We start from the raw sequence: 13,804 nt of genomic DNA, 5'->3' as shown, positions 1-13,804 counted from the left end.
ATCAGGCGGGCTGCATCGCCGGTGCGCGCGTCCTCGATGCGCGCGCCTTTGGCCTCCCGGTAAAGCGCTTCTCCACCAGATGCCAGCTGGCAACCCCTGCCAAAAGCGACAGGGCCAGGCACACGGCTACGTAAACGGCAAACGGCAGCGGCACGGTGGCACGCACCATCTGCTGGATGGGGAAACCATACAGATAGGCGCCATAGGATAAGTCCCCGAAGCGAGCCGGATCGGGCATCCTCGCGGCGCTGAAGGCCAAGTGGAAGGTCACGTAAGCGACGGAAACGGGAAACACGAGGTCGAAGAGGATCCGCGATCCCGCGCCTAATTGGGCTGCCGCGACAAGCGCGACGACGGCGGCTGCAAGTAGGGCTCCGCTACGAGGAACGGCGGTTCCGCAAAGCCGAACCAGCACGCCTGCCAGAAAGCACGGCGCCAGCGAAAACCACGCATAGGGCCAGCCGAACACCGCCTCTATCACCCCGCCGCCGGGCTGCTTGCCGGTAAGGTCGAGCAGGGCCTTGCCTGCCATAACCGCCAGCATCAGCGCCAGCACCAGACGGGGCCTGCGCAACACGCCAGCCATACCCAGCGCGGCGAGCCCGACGTAGCACCACGCTTCATAACGGATGCTCCACAAGGCGCCATTTACCGCCTGCGAGGGATTCCCGGCAAAGGCGTCCGCGCCGGGGACCGTGCCCTGCAGGGTGAGCGCGTGCCATGCCCAATCCAGAACCAGCCGGGGCGTAATCAGGCTCCAGCCCGCGCTGGCATACAGGGGCACCACCACCAACCAGCACAACGCCGTAGCGACGATGAAGCCCGGATAGATCCGCCGGATTCGCCGTCCGAAAAAATCCGCCTCGCCGCGGCGGGCAAGGTAGCTCTGTGCAATCAGGAAGCCGCTGATGATGAAGAACACCCGCACGCCGAGGTTCCCCGCGTTGCAGAACCCTGCGAACAGCACCGAGACCGGTTCGGTATCCTCGCTCCCCAGATACAGTGCAAAACAGTGCGACCAGATCACCGCCAGCGCCATCGCCAGCCTTATCGCATTAAAATGATTGCGCCGCACTTCGACGGCATCTTTCGGGACAAGTCCGGTCTTCACACGCGTTTCCCCCGCACGCACCTGCATGGGGAAAAGGTATCAGCAGATACGCTTCGGTGGCATTGCGCCGACGGGGATGGCCTTTGCAGGAGCGGGGAAATCGGGACGCCCCGCCCCGTGCTCATCCCAGATTGGCAGGACCGAAGGCGTAAGGCAGCAGTTCGGACAACTTCGTTTCGAGCACTTCGCCGCCGCCGTCGCACCAGATCACGGGGTCGGTACCGCCAAGCTGCGCGATCTCATTGAGCACCTGCCGACAGCGCCCGCACGGCGTCACCTGCGCGCCTTCCCCGGGAGCGCCCGGCGCGCCGCCCGTGACTGCCACGGCGTGTAGCGCGGGGCGTTCTCCGCGCGCCAGAATGCCCGATACAGCCACGGTTTCCGCACAGAGCGACAGGCCATAGCTGGCGTTCTCCACGTTGGCGCCGGTCACCACGGTGCCATCCGCCAGCAGCAGGGCCGCGCCGACGTGGAAGTTGGAATAAGGCGCATAGGCCCCCGCAGCGGCCTTGCGGGCGGCGGCCATCAGGGTGTCTCGAGTCTTGTTATCGGTCATGGCAGCACCACTACCCAGCGCAGACCTCCCTGAGCAACCTCGTTCGCCAGTGCATGGTTGGCCGTCCACATCGTCCACGGACGCCCGGCATAGCCCGGCTCTACCCGGTCCTGCACCAGCCACAGGTTGCGGTCCAGCTTGCGGGCGATGGCATAGCGCGACTGGAACGCCGGGCTGACCTTGAGGATCACCGGCTTGCCCGCATGCGTCTCGACCTGGTTGAGAAAGGTCATCAGCTCGCTTTCGACGCGGGCATCGGACACCTTCACCGGGCAATTGTCGGCCAGCATGTCGAGTTCGACGGCGGGCGGCAACAGCTTGGGATCGCGCGGCACTGTGGTGACGAAGTTCGCCGCCTGCGTTCCTGCGGGCTGGCATGGATCGTAGCGGTGCAGCGCGCCCACCTGCATTCCCGCCGCCTTGGCCGCATCGAAGTTGTCGACGAAACCCGGATCGCGGGCAAATGCGCTGGCGCTGGCATCGATATAGGCGAAGTCCGCGCCGATCGCCTTCAGCGACTTCCAGCTGACTTCGCCATCGTCGGCGCCGATCTCCACCCCCTGCAGCGGATAGGCCCCCCGCTCCGGCGTCCAGTGGCGCAAGTGCCACCAGCCCCACGCTCCGGCGACGATCGCCGCCAGCAGCAGGGCGCCCAGCACCTGCCATAAAAGTTTCCTGCCGCCGCCTGCACCTCTGCGAGGGGCGGACTTGCCGTTGCGCGCCATGATGCCCCCTCAGCCGCGGATGTGCAGGACGCAGATCAGCGTGAACAGCCGCCGGGCGGTAGGGTGATCCGTCTCGACCTTGCCGGCAAGCCGTTCGATCAGCAGTTCGGACGCTTCGTTGTGGATGGCGCGGCGGGCCATGTCGATGGTCTCGATCTCCTGCGCGGTCGCCTTGCGAATCGCCTGATAGTAACTTTCGCAAATGGCGAAATATTCGCGGATCGGCCGGCGGAAACGGGCCAGACCCAGCACCAGCGTCTCCAGTTCCGAGCCGTCTTCCGCCGCGATCGCCAGCGAAAGCCGCCCGTCCTGCACCGACAGCCGCACATGATACGGCCCGCCATGGCCGGCCTTCGACGAGCGCAAGGGATTGAAGACGTTGTCTTCTATAAGGTCGAAGATGGCGATGCGCCGTTCCTGTTCGATGTCGGCATTGCGCCACAGGATGGTCGCATCGTCGAGTTCGATGTGGGAGATACGCGGATCGGCCATTGCACCCTGCCCTTTACGCGCTAGCAGCGGGGGCGGGCAAGTGGGCTTCGACTGGCCCAAGTTGATGAAATACATGCGCGCAGGCCCATGTATGAAACTGAACAAGCCGTCTTCGGCGCGACGATGAGAAAGACCCGACGCGAGGATACCGGGCACCGCAGGTGTAGGAAAGCGCTATCGGGTTTAGAGCGCCACTGACGCATCTGACCGAAAATCCGGCGCGTTCACTGTCTGCACAATGGACGCCGCCCTTCTGGAACCGCGTCAAAATCGTCGTCACGAAAGATTATTGCTGCATGCGCAAAAACGAGGCTCTCGATTGTGAGGCCTGGCCCACACCGGCAGTCCCGCTCCGAGAAATCGGGAGCAATGCGTTAACCACGGGTCGGTACTTAGCGCTATGTATAAGAACGGACGAGATCTGGATGGCACCGAAAAGCGGCTCTGGCTCGCTGTCGTCAGCGGATGCGTCCTGGTGGCTTCGTCTGCTGCGTTGTCCGGCTTCAGTTTCACCCGTAACTCATTACTTACAGTGGGCTTCTACGGTCTTTTTTCCATTCTTTCAGCACGCAGGCGTGCGAACGATCATCCGGTTCTGAAATTCGCACTCCGGTTCCTCAACATGCTGCTGCTGTTCACGATTATTGGAATGGTGGGCGCCGTAGCGAGCTATGTCTCGATGAAACATTCTATCGATTTCAAAGACGGCGTGCTTCATGAAGCCGACCGTTTCATCGGGTTCGATTGGCTTGGCGTGAGAGAGTGGGTGACAAGCCACCCCGCATTACTCGTTACCTTGTCAGCGGCGTACTTCACACATATTGCTTTTCCACCAATAATCATCGGCGTACTTTGTATCAAAGAGATGTTTGAGCGCCTTTATTTCTTCATGACAGCCTTTGGCGTATCCCTCACGATCACAGTACTCGTATCTTTCTTCTTCCCTGCACGCGCGGCGTTTGTCTATTACAATGATGGAAGCCGCCCGGCGAACGCCGATCATTTTGATCGAATAATCCAGGGCATCACGGACGGTTCTTTGACCGCCATCGATCTGCAAGACCTCGGCGGCATCATTACCTTCCCAAGCTTCCACGCTACAATGGCCATCATCTTTGCATGGGCTTTATGGCCCTTTGCAGCTTCACGCCCGATCACGATATTTGTCGCGACCCTCTTGTCCATCTCTGCCATCCCGATTGGCGGGCATTATTTCGTCGACATTCTAGGCGGGTCACTTGTCGCCGTGGCGGCGCTTTGCACGGTACGCACGTTCTTCCACCGAACGCCGCCTATGGACGATGTGGTGACCATTCATGCCACATGAGCGCTGGAGAATCGCAGTTTCGCGCTCCACCATCATCAGAGCGATCAAGTCGATCCTAAATGCATCTGCCGAAAGCGCCGCCGGCAACGCATCACAGCACGCGCACCATGTACCTTGCGCCTTCGCCGTAACTCGCCAGCTTCGCGCTCAGCACGTCATCGGCGGCGACGGGCGCAAAGCCCATGCCTTGCCAGAACGCCAGTGAATCGTTGACCGATACCAGCGCGATGCGTGTCGCACCCGCTTCCCGCAAGGCGGCGGCCAGGCGCTCCAGTGCGGGGCGCGCGTGGCCGCCGCCGCGGGCTTCGGGGTGGAGGGCGAGGTCATGGAGGTAGAACGCATCGCGTGCGTCCGGCAGCGCGCCGAGGAGTGTGTTGAGCGGCGGGATGGCGCCGAAGGGCCACGGGTACGCGATGAGATAGCCCTTCACCGCATCGCCCCGCCCCAGAACGAAGCAGCCGCCGGGATAGAGCGCCAGCCGCTCCTCGAAGCACGCGCGGTTTTCGAAATGATCGGGAAAGCAGGCCGCCGCCACCTGCACGACCCCATCGATGTCAGTTGGCTGCATCGCCCGCCATCCAAAGGCGCTCACAGTGACTGCACCCATGTGCCCAGCCGCTCCGTCGCCTGATCCAGCATCGCATCGGACTTGGTGAAGCACAGCCGCACGATGTGGCTCGGCACGCCTCTGCCTTCGTAGAGCGCGCTGACCGGCACCGTCGCCACGCCCGCCTCGCGCAGGGCCCGTTCGGCAAAGGCGGCGTCATCCAGCGGCACTCCCGATGCGGCAAGGTCGGCGCAGAGAAACCACGTCGCCGCATTGGGCAGCACCGCCAGTCCGGCGCCTTCCAGCCCTGTCCGCAACCGGGCGCGCGATGCCGCCCATTGGCTCTGCAGGCCGTTAAGCACGTGGGCCATCGCCAGCCCTTCGGCCACCGCCCATTGCAGCGGCACGGCGCTGGTGAAGGTCAGGAACTGGTGTACCCGGCCAAGCGCCTGCGCCAGTTCACCGCGTGCGACGGTCCAGCCGATCTTCCACCCGGTGAGCCCGAAGATCTTGCCGGCCGAACCGATCTTCACCGTGCGTTCGGCCATGCCTTCAAAGGCCATCAGCGAGCGGTGGGGCCCGCCATCGAAGCGCACCTGCTCCCACACCTCGTCGCAGATCGCAGCAAGATCGTGCGCCACACAGATCCGCGCGATGGCTTCCAGTTCCGGTACGCTCGCCACGGTTCCTGCAGGGTTCAGCGGGTCGTTGAGGATGATCGCCCGCGTTCGCGGCGTGACTGCCGCCTCCAGCGCTGCGCCGTCGTAGCGAAAAGCGGGCGGCTGCAGGCCGATGGACACCGGAATGCCCCCGGCCCGGCGCACTAGCGGCGCATAGGCATCGTAGGCGGGCTGGAACAGGATCACCTCGTCCCCCGCCGAAACCAGCGCCAGCACGGCAGCGGCAATCGCCTCGGTGGCGCCGGACGTGACAGTGACTTCGCCCGGCGACAGCGCCAGCCCCTGCGTGCGGTCATAATGCGCGCACACCGCCTCGCGCAGTTGCGGCAGCCCGCCGCTGGGCGGATACTGGCTCGACCGGTCGCGCAGCGCCCTCACACCCGCTTCCAGCAGTTCCGGCGGCGGCGTCGTATCGGGAAAGCCCTGTCCCAGGTTGATCGCCCCCGTCTCGCGCGCAAGGGCGGACATGCGCTCGAACACGGTGGCGCCCATGTTCGCGTAGACGGGATGGATGCGGCCAGGGGTCATTGCAACGGTGCTCCGGATAAGCGGCCCTCCTAGGTAGGGCACGCAGAGGGGTTTTGCACGCACCGGAACCGCCGCCGCTTTCACGCGTCTGTTTCATGCGATACTGCGGGGAGGCGCGCGTCGCAGCAAGTCGATCGAGGTGAAGCGTTGTCCAGACTGAGTCGCTTTACCGAACGCCTGCCCCTGCTGCCCGAACGGCCGGCGGTGCAGTATGCGACGACGGCGGGGCTGTGCCTCTTCGCCTTGTGGCTGCGCTGGACGCTCGATGCGGCGTTCCCGCCCGGTTATCCGTTCCTCACCTTCTTTCCGGCGGTAATCCTCAGCTCTTTCCTGTTCGGGCCACGCCCCGGCACGCTTGCAGCAGTGATCTGCGGGCTTTTTGCATGGTACGTATTCATCCCGCCGCGGATGGCGTTCGGAACCGACGCGGGCACCCTGACGGCAATGGTGTTCTACACGGCCGTGGTCACCACCGACATCGCGCTCGTCCACTTCATGCAGTCGGCCAACGCGCGCCTTCACGCCGCGCGCGAGGAAGTGCGCGCCCTGGCAGAGGAGCGCCGCCATCTGGCCGAGCGTGCCGAACTGCTGTTCCAGGAAATGCAGCACCGCGTGGGCAACAACCTGCAGATGGTCGGCGCGGTGATTGCGCTGCAGATGCGCGGGCTGACCGAACCCGCCGCTCGCCGCGCTCTGTCGGACGCTTCCGCCCGGCTTCAGGTGATCGGCGACATTCAGCGACAGCTTTACCGCCATGACGGGGAACTGGTGTCGCTTGACGATTTCCTCCGCGAAGTCTGCGCCAAGACGATGGCCAGCAGCGCACGGCCCGGCATCACCTGCACGATCGACGCGGCGCCCGGCATCACCTTGCGCCCCGACAGCGCCGTGCCGGTCGCGCTCATCGTGACGGAGGCCGTCGCCAACGCTCTTGAGCACGGTTTCGCCGGGCGGCACAGCGGTGCCATCGTCGTGCGCCTCGCCCGGGATGGCGACGTCATGCTGCTGCAGGTCGAGGACGACGGCGCAGGCCTCGCCCCCGGCTTCGTCCCGGCTGAGGCGGACAGTCTGGGCCTGCGGATCTCGCGCGTACTGAGCCGCCAGTTGGACGGCGAGATCGCGCTGGAAGGTCGCGAATCGGGCGCCTGCATGACCCTGCGCCTGCCGCTTGCGCGGTTGTCTGACATTCACTGACGCACGTTCAAGGGCGGTTGCGTCGAATATCGCGCCAAAACGATCGCGGTGATCGCCCGCCCCGCTTGTGATTCAGCCCCATGCGCTTACATTGACGTGCGAAAGGACGGATTCCCGCAAAATGAACGACGACCAGCCCAACGGCAACCCCTGGGTCAAGAGCCTGCTCGTATGGGGCGGCATCTTCCTCGCGCTCCTGATGGTGGTGTCGATGTTCGGATCGCGCGCCACTAGCGGTCCGGCGATCCCCTATTCGGACTTCCGCGCAAAGGTCGCCGAAGGCAGCGTCGCCTCGGTGGAGATTGCCGACACCCGCATCGACGGAAAGCTCAAGAACGGAGACAGTTTCTCGACCGTCCCCGTCCCTGGCGACACTTCGCTGACGCAGCTGCTGTCGCAGAACGACGTCAAGTATTCCGGCAAGGAAGCCGAACAGGGCAGCCTGCTGCTCTACATCCTGGCGCAGACCCTGCCCTTCGTGCTGATCGTCGGCATCGCGTTCTTCGCGCTGCGGCAGGTCCAGAAGGGCGGCGGCTCGGGCGCGATGGGCTTCGGCAAGTCGAAGGCCAAGCTGCTGACCGAACGGTCGGGGCGCGTCACCTTCGACGATGTCGCCGGCATCGACGAAGCGCGTGAGGAGCTGGAGGAAATCGTCGAGTTCCTGCGTGATCCCAGCCGCTTCTCCAAGCTCGGCGGCCAGATTCCCAAGGGCGCGCTGCTGGTCGGCTCGCCCGGTACCGGCAAGACCCTGCTCGCCCGCGCCATCGCCGGCGAGGCGGGCGTGCCGTTCTTCACGATCTCGGGCTCCGACTTCGTCGAGATGTTCGTCGGCGTCGGCGCCAGCCGTGTGCGCGACATGTTCGAACAGGCGAAGAAGAACGCGCCGTGCATCGTCTTCATCGACGAAATCGATGCCGTCGGTCGCCATCGCGGCCATGGCCTCGGCAACTCGAACGACGAACGCGAACAGACCCTCAACCAGCTGCTGGTCGAGATGGACGGCTTCGAGGCGAACGAGGGCATCATCATCATCGCGGCGACCAACCGCCCCGACGTGCTGGACCCCGCGCTGCTGCGTCCCGGCCGCTTCGACCGCCAGGTCGTGGTGCCCGTGCCCGACATCGACGGCCGCGAGAAGATCCTGGCCGTGCACATGAAGAAGGTGCCGCTGGCGCCTGACGTCAACCCGCGCGTGATCGCGCGCGGTACGCCCGGCTTCTCCGGCGCCGACCTCGCCAACCTCGTGAACGAGGCTGCCCTGCTCGCCGCGCGCCGCAACAAGCGGCTGGTCGCCATGCAGGAGTTCGAGGACGCCAAGGACAAGGTCATGATGGGCGCGGAACGCCGCTCCATGGTGATGACCGACGACGAGAAGAAGATGACCGCCTATCACGAAGCCGGTCACGCCATCGTCTCGCTGAACGAAGCCGCATCAGACCCGATCCACAAGGCCACCATCATTCCGCGCGGTCGCGCGCTGGGTATGGTCATGCGCCTGCCGGAACGGGACAGCTATTCGTACCACCGCGACAAGATGCTGGCCAACCTCTCGGTCGCCATGGGTGGCCGCGTGGCAGAAGAGCTGATCTTCGGCTACGACAAGGTATCGTCCGGTGCCTCCTCGGACATTCAGTACGCCACCAGTCTGGCGCGCTCGATGGTTACCAAGTGGGGCATGTCCGACAAGCTTGGGCCGATCCAGTACGAGGACAGTCAGGAAGGCTACCTCGGCATGGGCGGCACCCAGCGCACGATGGGTTCCAGCGAAACGAACAAGCTGATCGACAGCGAGATTCGCGCTCTGGTGGACAATGCCCATGCCCGCGCCACGCAGATTCTGAAGGATCAGGCCGAGGCGCTGGAAGCCTTGGCGCAGGCCATGCTGGAGTACGAGACGCTCTCGGGCGACGAGATCAAGCAACTGCTCGAAACCGGCAAGATCGATCGTCCGTCGGACATCCGCGGCCCGTCCGCGCCGCGTCCTCTGTCGGGCTCTGCCATTCCGAAGGCAGGCCGCCGCTTCTCGGGCCACGCCCCGCAGGGAGCCTGAACGGGACTGAAGAGTTCTCCCAAGTGGAGAATGCAGGAGGGGGCGTCAGGCGCAGGTCTGACGCCCCCTTTGCGTCCCGCATTCCTCCCCGCGCTTAATCGGGGGGCGGAGCCCCTCCGAAGAAGTGTGGGGGGCAGCCAACGTCAGGGCACACGGCGTGCATCATGCGGCGATCGCGAGACTGCCCGATAGATGAATCGCCTTGCCAATCGTCGTGGCGGCAACCTTAGGAGCGCGGAATAGCGACGTCACCGCAGGCGCAGCCTCCTGGCGCGCTGACCATCTCATCGAAACACCCTCAGCGCGGCTGGGCCAGCTTCTTGTCGATCGCGCCCCACAGCCGTTCGAACGCCTGCGCGGCCGGGCTTTGCGGCGCAAGGGCGCCTGCCGGCTTGCGCTGGACGGCGCATTGCTCCACCGCGCTGGCATAGGGAATCGCCGGCCAGTTGGGGTTCGCCTCCTGCGCCTGACGATGCAGCGTCCGGCGCAGGTCCAGCATCGAGAGCACGGGCAGGATCGGCGGATGCCGCTTGGTGTTGCCCGCAATTTCTCGAACCACGAGGTCGAAGGCACGGGCGGACAGGGGCGAAGGAGGCAACGGCACGATGACCAGATCTGCCGCGCGCACGACCTGGGCCGATAGTTCGTTCATGACGGGCGGGCAGTCCAGCACGATGCGGGCGTAGTCGGCAGAGAGTTCCTCGGTCAGCTTCGCCAGCCGTCGGCGTTTGCCAAGGCGCACCAGCTGCGCATCCAATGCTCGGATCGATTCATCTGCCGGAAGCACGTCCAGTCGATCAAACCCCGAGGGCTGGATCAGCCGCGCGGGCGATCGTTCGCGGGCGAAAACCTCTTCGGCAAGCCGGGTTTCGCTGGGCTCAAGGCCGTAGAGGAAGGCCGAACCACCCGCCGCGTCGAGATCCCACAGCAGCGTGGAGTGCCCCGCCTGCTGCGCCGAACACCAGGCCAGATTGGCGGCGAAAGTCGTCTTACCGACGCCGCCCTTGACGCTGTAGATCGCGATAGTCGCGCCGGACTGCCTTTGCGCCTGTTCGGGAGCTTCTCCAGACGCAGACGGAGGGGCGGCCCGCTTGGGCGCCCCTCCGGTCAATCCGATAATACGCGGTAGTTTCGATTTTGCAGCCACGCCTTACCGTTGCCTGCCGCGCCGCGACAGTCAACGCCAGACGTCAACCGTCGTAATCGCCGCCCAGCGAAGTGTTGCGGGTCGGAGCCGAGGCAGTGATGCGCAGGGCTTCGGCCGACTGGCTGAGCGAACCGATTTCGTCCATCTCGTCGTCGTCGTCCGGCAGCACGCGCTGCATCGAGGTGACGAGGGTTTCCTTGAGGATCTTGGGCACGACGCTCTGCTCTGCGATTTCACGCAGGGCCACGACGGGATTCTTGTCGCGATCGCGCTCGATGGTCAGTTCCGCGCCGCCCGAAATCTCACGCGCGCGCTGGGCGGCGAGGAGGACGAGGTCGAAGCGGTTGGGGATCTTGTCGACGCAATCTTCGACAGTAACGCGCGCCATGGGCACTCCCGGTAAAGAATCTAAAGGGATCGGAAAGGCCGGGAATTAGGTTCCACTAGCGCGAAAGTCAAGAAAATGCGTAGGCAGTCGGCTGCGAGGGCTTCGACAGGCGCAGCGCAGACCCTTGCGAAGCCTCCGCGCCTTGCCCCGAACTAGTGGTTCACGGCCGGCAATCCGTGATCAGGTGCGGGATGTCGGAGCGGCCTGCGCAAAGGACAGGGCAAGCCGGGCCAGTTCCGGGAAGGCCTCCGCCCGTTCTCTCGCCTGGGCGTTGGCGGCAGTGCCCCGGATGACGCGGCCCTTGATGCCGTGGAAGATTGCTGCCAGCCGGAAGAAGTTGAACGCCATGGTGTAACGATAGTCCGGCAGCCCGTCGCGCCCGGTCCGACGGCAGTAGGCGGCGATGTAGTCCTGCTCGGTCGGGATGCCCAGCGCAGCGATGTCGGTGCCACCAAGCCCCGCCACGATGTGCGGCGGCATGTGGTACATCATCGCGTGGTAGGCGAAATCGGCCAACGGATGACCCAGCGTCGACAGTTCCCAGTCCAGCACCGCCAGCACGCGCGGCTGCGTGGGGTGGAATATCATGTTGTCGATGCGGAAGTCGCCGTGGATCACGCTGGAGGCGCCGTCGTCCGCGGGCATTTCGGCTTCCAGCCAGGCGATCACGGCGTCCATGTCGTCGTTGCGACCGGCGGCCTCGTCCTCGAAATACTGCTTCGACCAGCGGCCCACCTGACGCGCGAAGTAATTGCCGGGCCGCCCGTAGTCGCCAAGGCCGATCGCCTGCGGATCGAGCGAATGGAGCTGCGCGATCGTGGCGTTCATCGCATCGTAGATGGCGGCGCGTTCCGCATGGGACACGCCCGGCACGGCAGCGTCCCAGAAGATGCGACCCTCCACCATGTCCATGACGTAGAACCATGTGCCGATGACGCTGTCATCCTCGCACAGGGCATGGACGCGGGCGACCGGGAACCCGGCGCCGTGCAGAGCGGTCAGCACCCGCGCCTCGCGCTCCACGGCATGGGCGCCCTTCAGCAACTGGCCCGGCGGCTTGCGGCGCAGCACGTAACTGCGCGACGGGGTCACCAGCTTGTAGGTCGGGTTCGACTGACCGCCCCGGAACTGTTCGATCGTCAGCGGCCCCGCGAACCCAGCGACGTTGGCCTCAAGCCATGCCGTCAGCGCCGCCTCATCGAAGGCATAGCCTTCGCGCACGGCGGTGGTGCCGGAATTGGCCTCGGCAACGTCGCTCATGCCGGCTGGCTTTCCGTTTGCGCCCCGGTTTGCGCTTTCGCCTCCTGCGCCTTGCGCCAGTCGCGGCGGATTTTCTTGGCTAGGCTCCATTTGTGGACTTCGGTGGGGCCGTCATAGATGCGGAAGGCGCGCACTTCTCGGAAGGCCTGCTCCACGATGGTCCGTTCGGTGACGCCGGTGCCGCCCATCACCTGCACGCAGTTGTCGGCGATCTTCATCAGGGCTTCGGACACCGAAACTTTCGCCATCGAGCTTTCGACCGTGCCCAGCGATCCGGTATCCAGTACGCCTGCGCACCAGTCGATCATCAGTTCGCACTGTTTGATGAGGATTTCGTTCTCGGCCAGCATGAAGCCGACGCCTTCGTGCTCTATCAATTGCTTGCCGAAGGCATGGCGGCGGCAGGCATAGTCGCTGGCGATTTCGTGCGCGCGCATGCAGGTGCCCAACCAGCGCATGCAGTGCGACAGGCGCGCCGGGGACAGGCGGACCTGCGCATACTTGAACCCTTCTCCGGGGCTGCCCAGCATCTGGCTGGCGGGCACCCGCAGGTTGTCGATGGTCAGGGTGGCGTGGCCGCCGGGCATCGAGCTGTCGATGGTGTCGGGAACCTCGTCGATGCGGATGGCGTCGTCGGGCAGGTCCACCAGGAACATGCAGGCGCCGCCTTTGGTGTCCTCCTCTGCCGACGCCGCCATGACGATGCCCACCATCGCCCCCTGCGCGCCGGTGATGAAAGTCTTGCGCCCGTTGATGACCCAGTGGTCGCCGTCCCTGCGGCAGGTGGTCTTCATCATCGAGGGGTCGGACCCGGCGCCGCCCCACTCGGCGGGTTCGGTCATGAAGAAGGCGGAGCGGCCCCTGCCCTCCACCAGCGGCTTCAGGAACCGCTCCTTCAGGGCGGGCGAGCCGACATGGCCGATGAGGTACATGTTGCCCTCGTCAGGCGCCATGGTGTTGCAGGCCAGCGGCCCGAGCGGCGACAGGCCCGAACGGATCAGCACCACAGCCGTCTCACGCTGGGTCAGGTGCGAACCGTCCGCCTTGATGTGCGGGGTCAGCACGCCGGCTTCGCGGGCCATGGCGCGCAGGTCCATCAGCAGTTCGTCGGTCGGCGCGCCATGATGGTCGCGGCGCGGGTCGCTTTCGAACGGCACGACCTTTTCGCGCACGAAGGCCTCGACCCGGTCGGCCATGTCGCGCGCGTATCGGGAAATCTCGGTCATCACTGCAGCACCCTGATCGGATCGGAACCGTCCCAGTCACGGGCGGCGTCCTTCATCATCTGGAACAGGCCTTCGGTGCCGGACAGCGGCTGAAGGTATTCGATGACATGGCCCGGCCCTTGGCCGGGATCGACGTAGATCACTTCGCCATCCGCGCCGACCTTGCCCTCGACGATCACCTCGGCGCCCGCTTCGGCGCAGGCGCGGCGGGCCTCCGCGATGGATTCGACGAAAACGCAGACGTGGTGCAGCCGGTCGCGCACGGCGTATTCGCCGGAGTAGAGCGAGGGCGCATCGCTGTCGGTGCGGATCAGCTCTATCTGAATGTCGCCCCAGTACCCGATCGCCATGGTGAAGGTGGCATCGGTGGGCTGGCCCTTGTATTTCATGTCGTCCAGCCGCACGTCGTTGAGCACGAAGAACGGGCCGACGCCCACTGTCTCGATCCAGTATTTCAGCGTGGCATCGAAGTCGGTCGGGAAATAGGCCAGCTGGATCACGTCGCCCAGTCGCTTGAGCGGGCCGGGCCTGAGGTCGGGTTGGGCAGCCTCTGCGGTCATTCTCTTATCCTTT

At 65.0% G+C, this 13,804-nt stretch carries 14 protein-coding genes; 3 read left to right on the top strand and 11 right to left on the bottom strand.

From position 1 onward, the window contains the following. Position 1: 1 nt before the first annotated feature. From GGR40_RS17010 to GGR40_RS16995, 4 genes are all read right to left on the bottom strand, one after another. Positions 2-1,138 (bottom strand): acyltransferase family protein, encoded by a 1,137-nt coding sequence (locus GGR40_RS17010; RefSeq protein ID WP_429277445.1) that lies wholly within the window; start codon positions 1,136-1,138, stop codon positions 2-4. A gap of 94 nt (positions 1,139-1,232) precedes the next feature. Beyond that, positions 1,233-1,667: a cytidine deaminase gene (locus GGR40_RS17005; protein ID WP_429277444.1), complete on the bottom strand. Its 435-nt coding sequence runs from the start codon at positions 1,665-1,667 to the stop codon at positions 1,233-1,235. Next, positions 1,664-2,392 (bottom strand): glycoside hydrolase family 25 protein, encoded by a 729-nt coding sequence (locus tag GGR40_RS17000; RefSeq protein WP_429277443.1) that lies wholly within the window; start codon positions 2,390-2,392, stop codon positions 1,664-1,666. The genes GGR40_RS17005 and GGR40_RS17000 overlap by 4 nt, the downstream gene beginning before the upstream one ends. Positions 2,393-2,401: 9 nt before the next feature. After that, positions 2,402-2,884: a UPF0262 family protein gene (locus tag GGR40_RS16995; protein ID WP_429277442.1), complete on the bottom strand. Its 483-nt coding sequence runs from the start codon at positions 2,882-2,884 to the stop codon at positions 2,402-2,404. Between the two features lie 400 nt (positions 2,885-3,284). Here GGR40_RS16995 and GGR40_RS16990 point away from each other — a divergent pair, with 400 nt between their 5' ends. Further along, the gene (locus tag GGR40_RS16990) at positions 3,285-4,211 is read left to right on the top strand and encodes a phosphatase PAP2 family protein (protein ID WP_429277441.1); all 927 of its coding nucleotides are present in this window, start codon (positions 3,285-3,287) and stop codon (positions 4,209-4,211) included. Between the two features lie 91 nt (positions 4,212-4,302). On the opposite strand, the gene GGR40_RS16985 is transcribed toward GGR40_RS16990, so the two are convergent. Then, on the bottom strand, positions 4,303-4,779 hold the full coding sequence (locus tag GGR40_RS16985; RefSeq protein WP_429277440.1) for a GNAT family N-acetyltransferase: 477 nt from the start codon (positions 4,777-4,779) through the stop codon (positions 4,303-4,305). 20 nt (positions 4,780-4,799) lie between these two features. Then, positions 4,800-5,966 (bottom strand): aminotransferase, encoded by a 1,167-nt coding sequence (locus tag GGR40_RS16980; RefSeq protein WP_429277439.1) that lies wholly within the window; start codon positions 5,964-5,966, stop codon positions 4,800-4,802. A gap of 147 nt (positions 5,967-6,113) precedes the next feature. On the opposite strand from GGR40_RS16980, the gene GGR40_RS16975 reads away from it, so the two are divergent. Together GGR40_RS16975 and ftsH are read left to right on the top strand one after the other, a co-directional pair. Further along, positions 6,114-7,160, top strand: coding sequence for a sensor histidine kinase (locus GGR40_RS16975; protein WP_429277438.1), 1,047 nt, complete (start codon positions 6,114-6,116; stop codon positions 7,158-7,160). A gap of 121 nt (positions 7,161-7,281) precedes the next feature. Beyond that, positions 7,282-9,210, top strand: coding sequence for an ATP-dependent zinc metalloprotease FtsH (gene ftsH / locus GGR40_RS16970; protein WP_429277437.1), 1,929 nt, complete (start codon positions 7,282-7,284; stop codon positions 9,208-9,210). Between the two features lie 298 nt (positions 9,211-9,508). Here the strand turns inward: ftsH and GGR40_RS16965 are convergent, their stop codons facing one another. From GGR40_RS16965 to GGR40_RS16945, 5 genes are all read right to left on the bottom strand, one after another. After that, positions 9,509-10,234: a ParA family protein gene (locus GGR40_RS16965; protein WP_429277494.1), complete on the bottom strand. Its 726-nt coding sequence runs from the start codon at positions 10,232-10,234 to the stop codon at positions 9,509-9,511. Between the two features lie 166 nt (positions 10,235-10,400). Further along, complete coding sequence (gene rpoZ, locus GGR40_RS16960) at positions 10,401-10,745, bottom strand: DNA-directed RNA polymerase subunit omega (protein ID WP_429277436.1); 345 nt, start codon at positions 10,743-10,745, stop codon at positions 10,401-10,403. A 180-nt stretch (positions 10,746-10,925) separates the two neighbouring features. Continuing rightward, complete coding sequence (locus GGR40_RS16955) at positions 10,926-12,005, bottom strand: phosphotransferase (protein ID WP_429277435.1); 1,080 nt, start codon at positions 12,003-12,005, stop codon at positions 10,926-10,928. Beyond that, entirely contained in the window at positions 12,002-13,231 is a 1,230-nt protein-coding gene (locus GGR40_RS16950; RefSeq protein ID WP_429277434.1) for an acyl-CoA dehydrogenase family protein, read from the bottom strand. The genes GGR40_RS16955 and GGR40_RS16950 overlap by 4 nt, the downstream gene beginning before the upstream one ends. Continuing rightward, complete coding sequence (locus GGR40_RS16945; protein WP_429277433.1) at positions 13,231-13,791, bottom strand: VOC family protein; 561 nt, start codon at positions 13,789-13,791, stop codon at positions 13,231-13,233. The genes GGR40_RS16950 and GGR40_RS16945 overlap by 1 nt, the downstream gene beginning before the upstream one ends. Positions 13,792-13,804 lie beyond the last annotated feature (13 nt).

Source organism: Novosphingobium gossypii, from assembly GCF_050433305.1.
GTDB classification, from domain to species: Bacteria; Pseudomonadota; Alphaproteobacteria; order Sphingomonadales; family Sphingomonadaceae; genus Novosphingobium; species Novosphingobium gossypii.
This window is presented reverse-complemented; position numbering and strand designations above follow the sequence as displayed.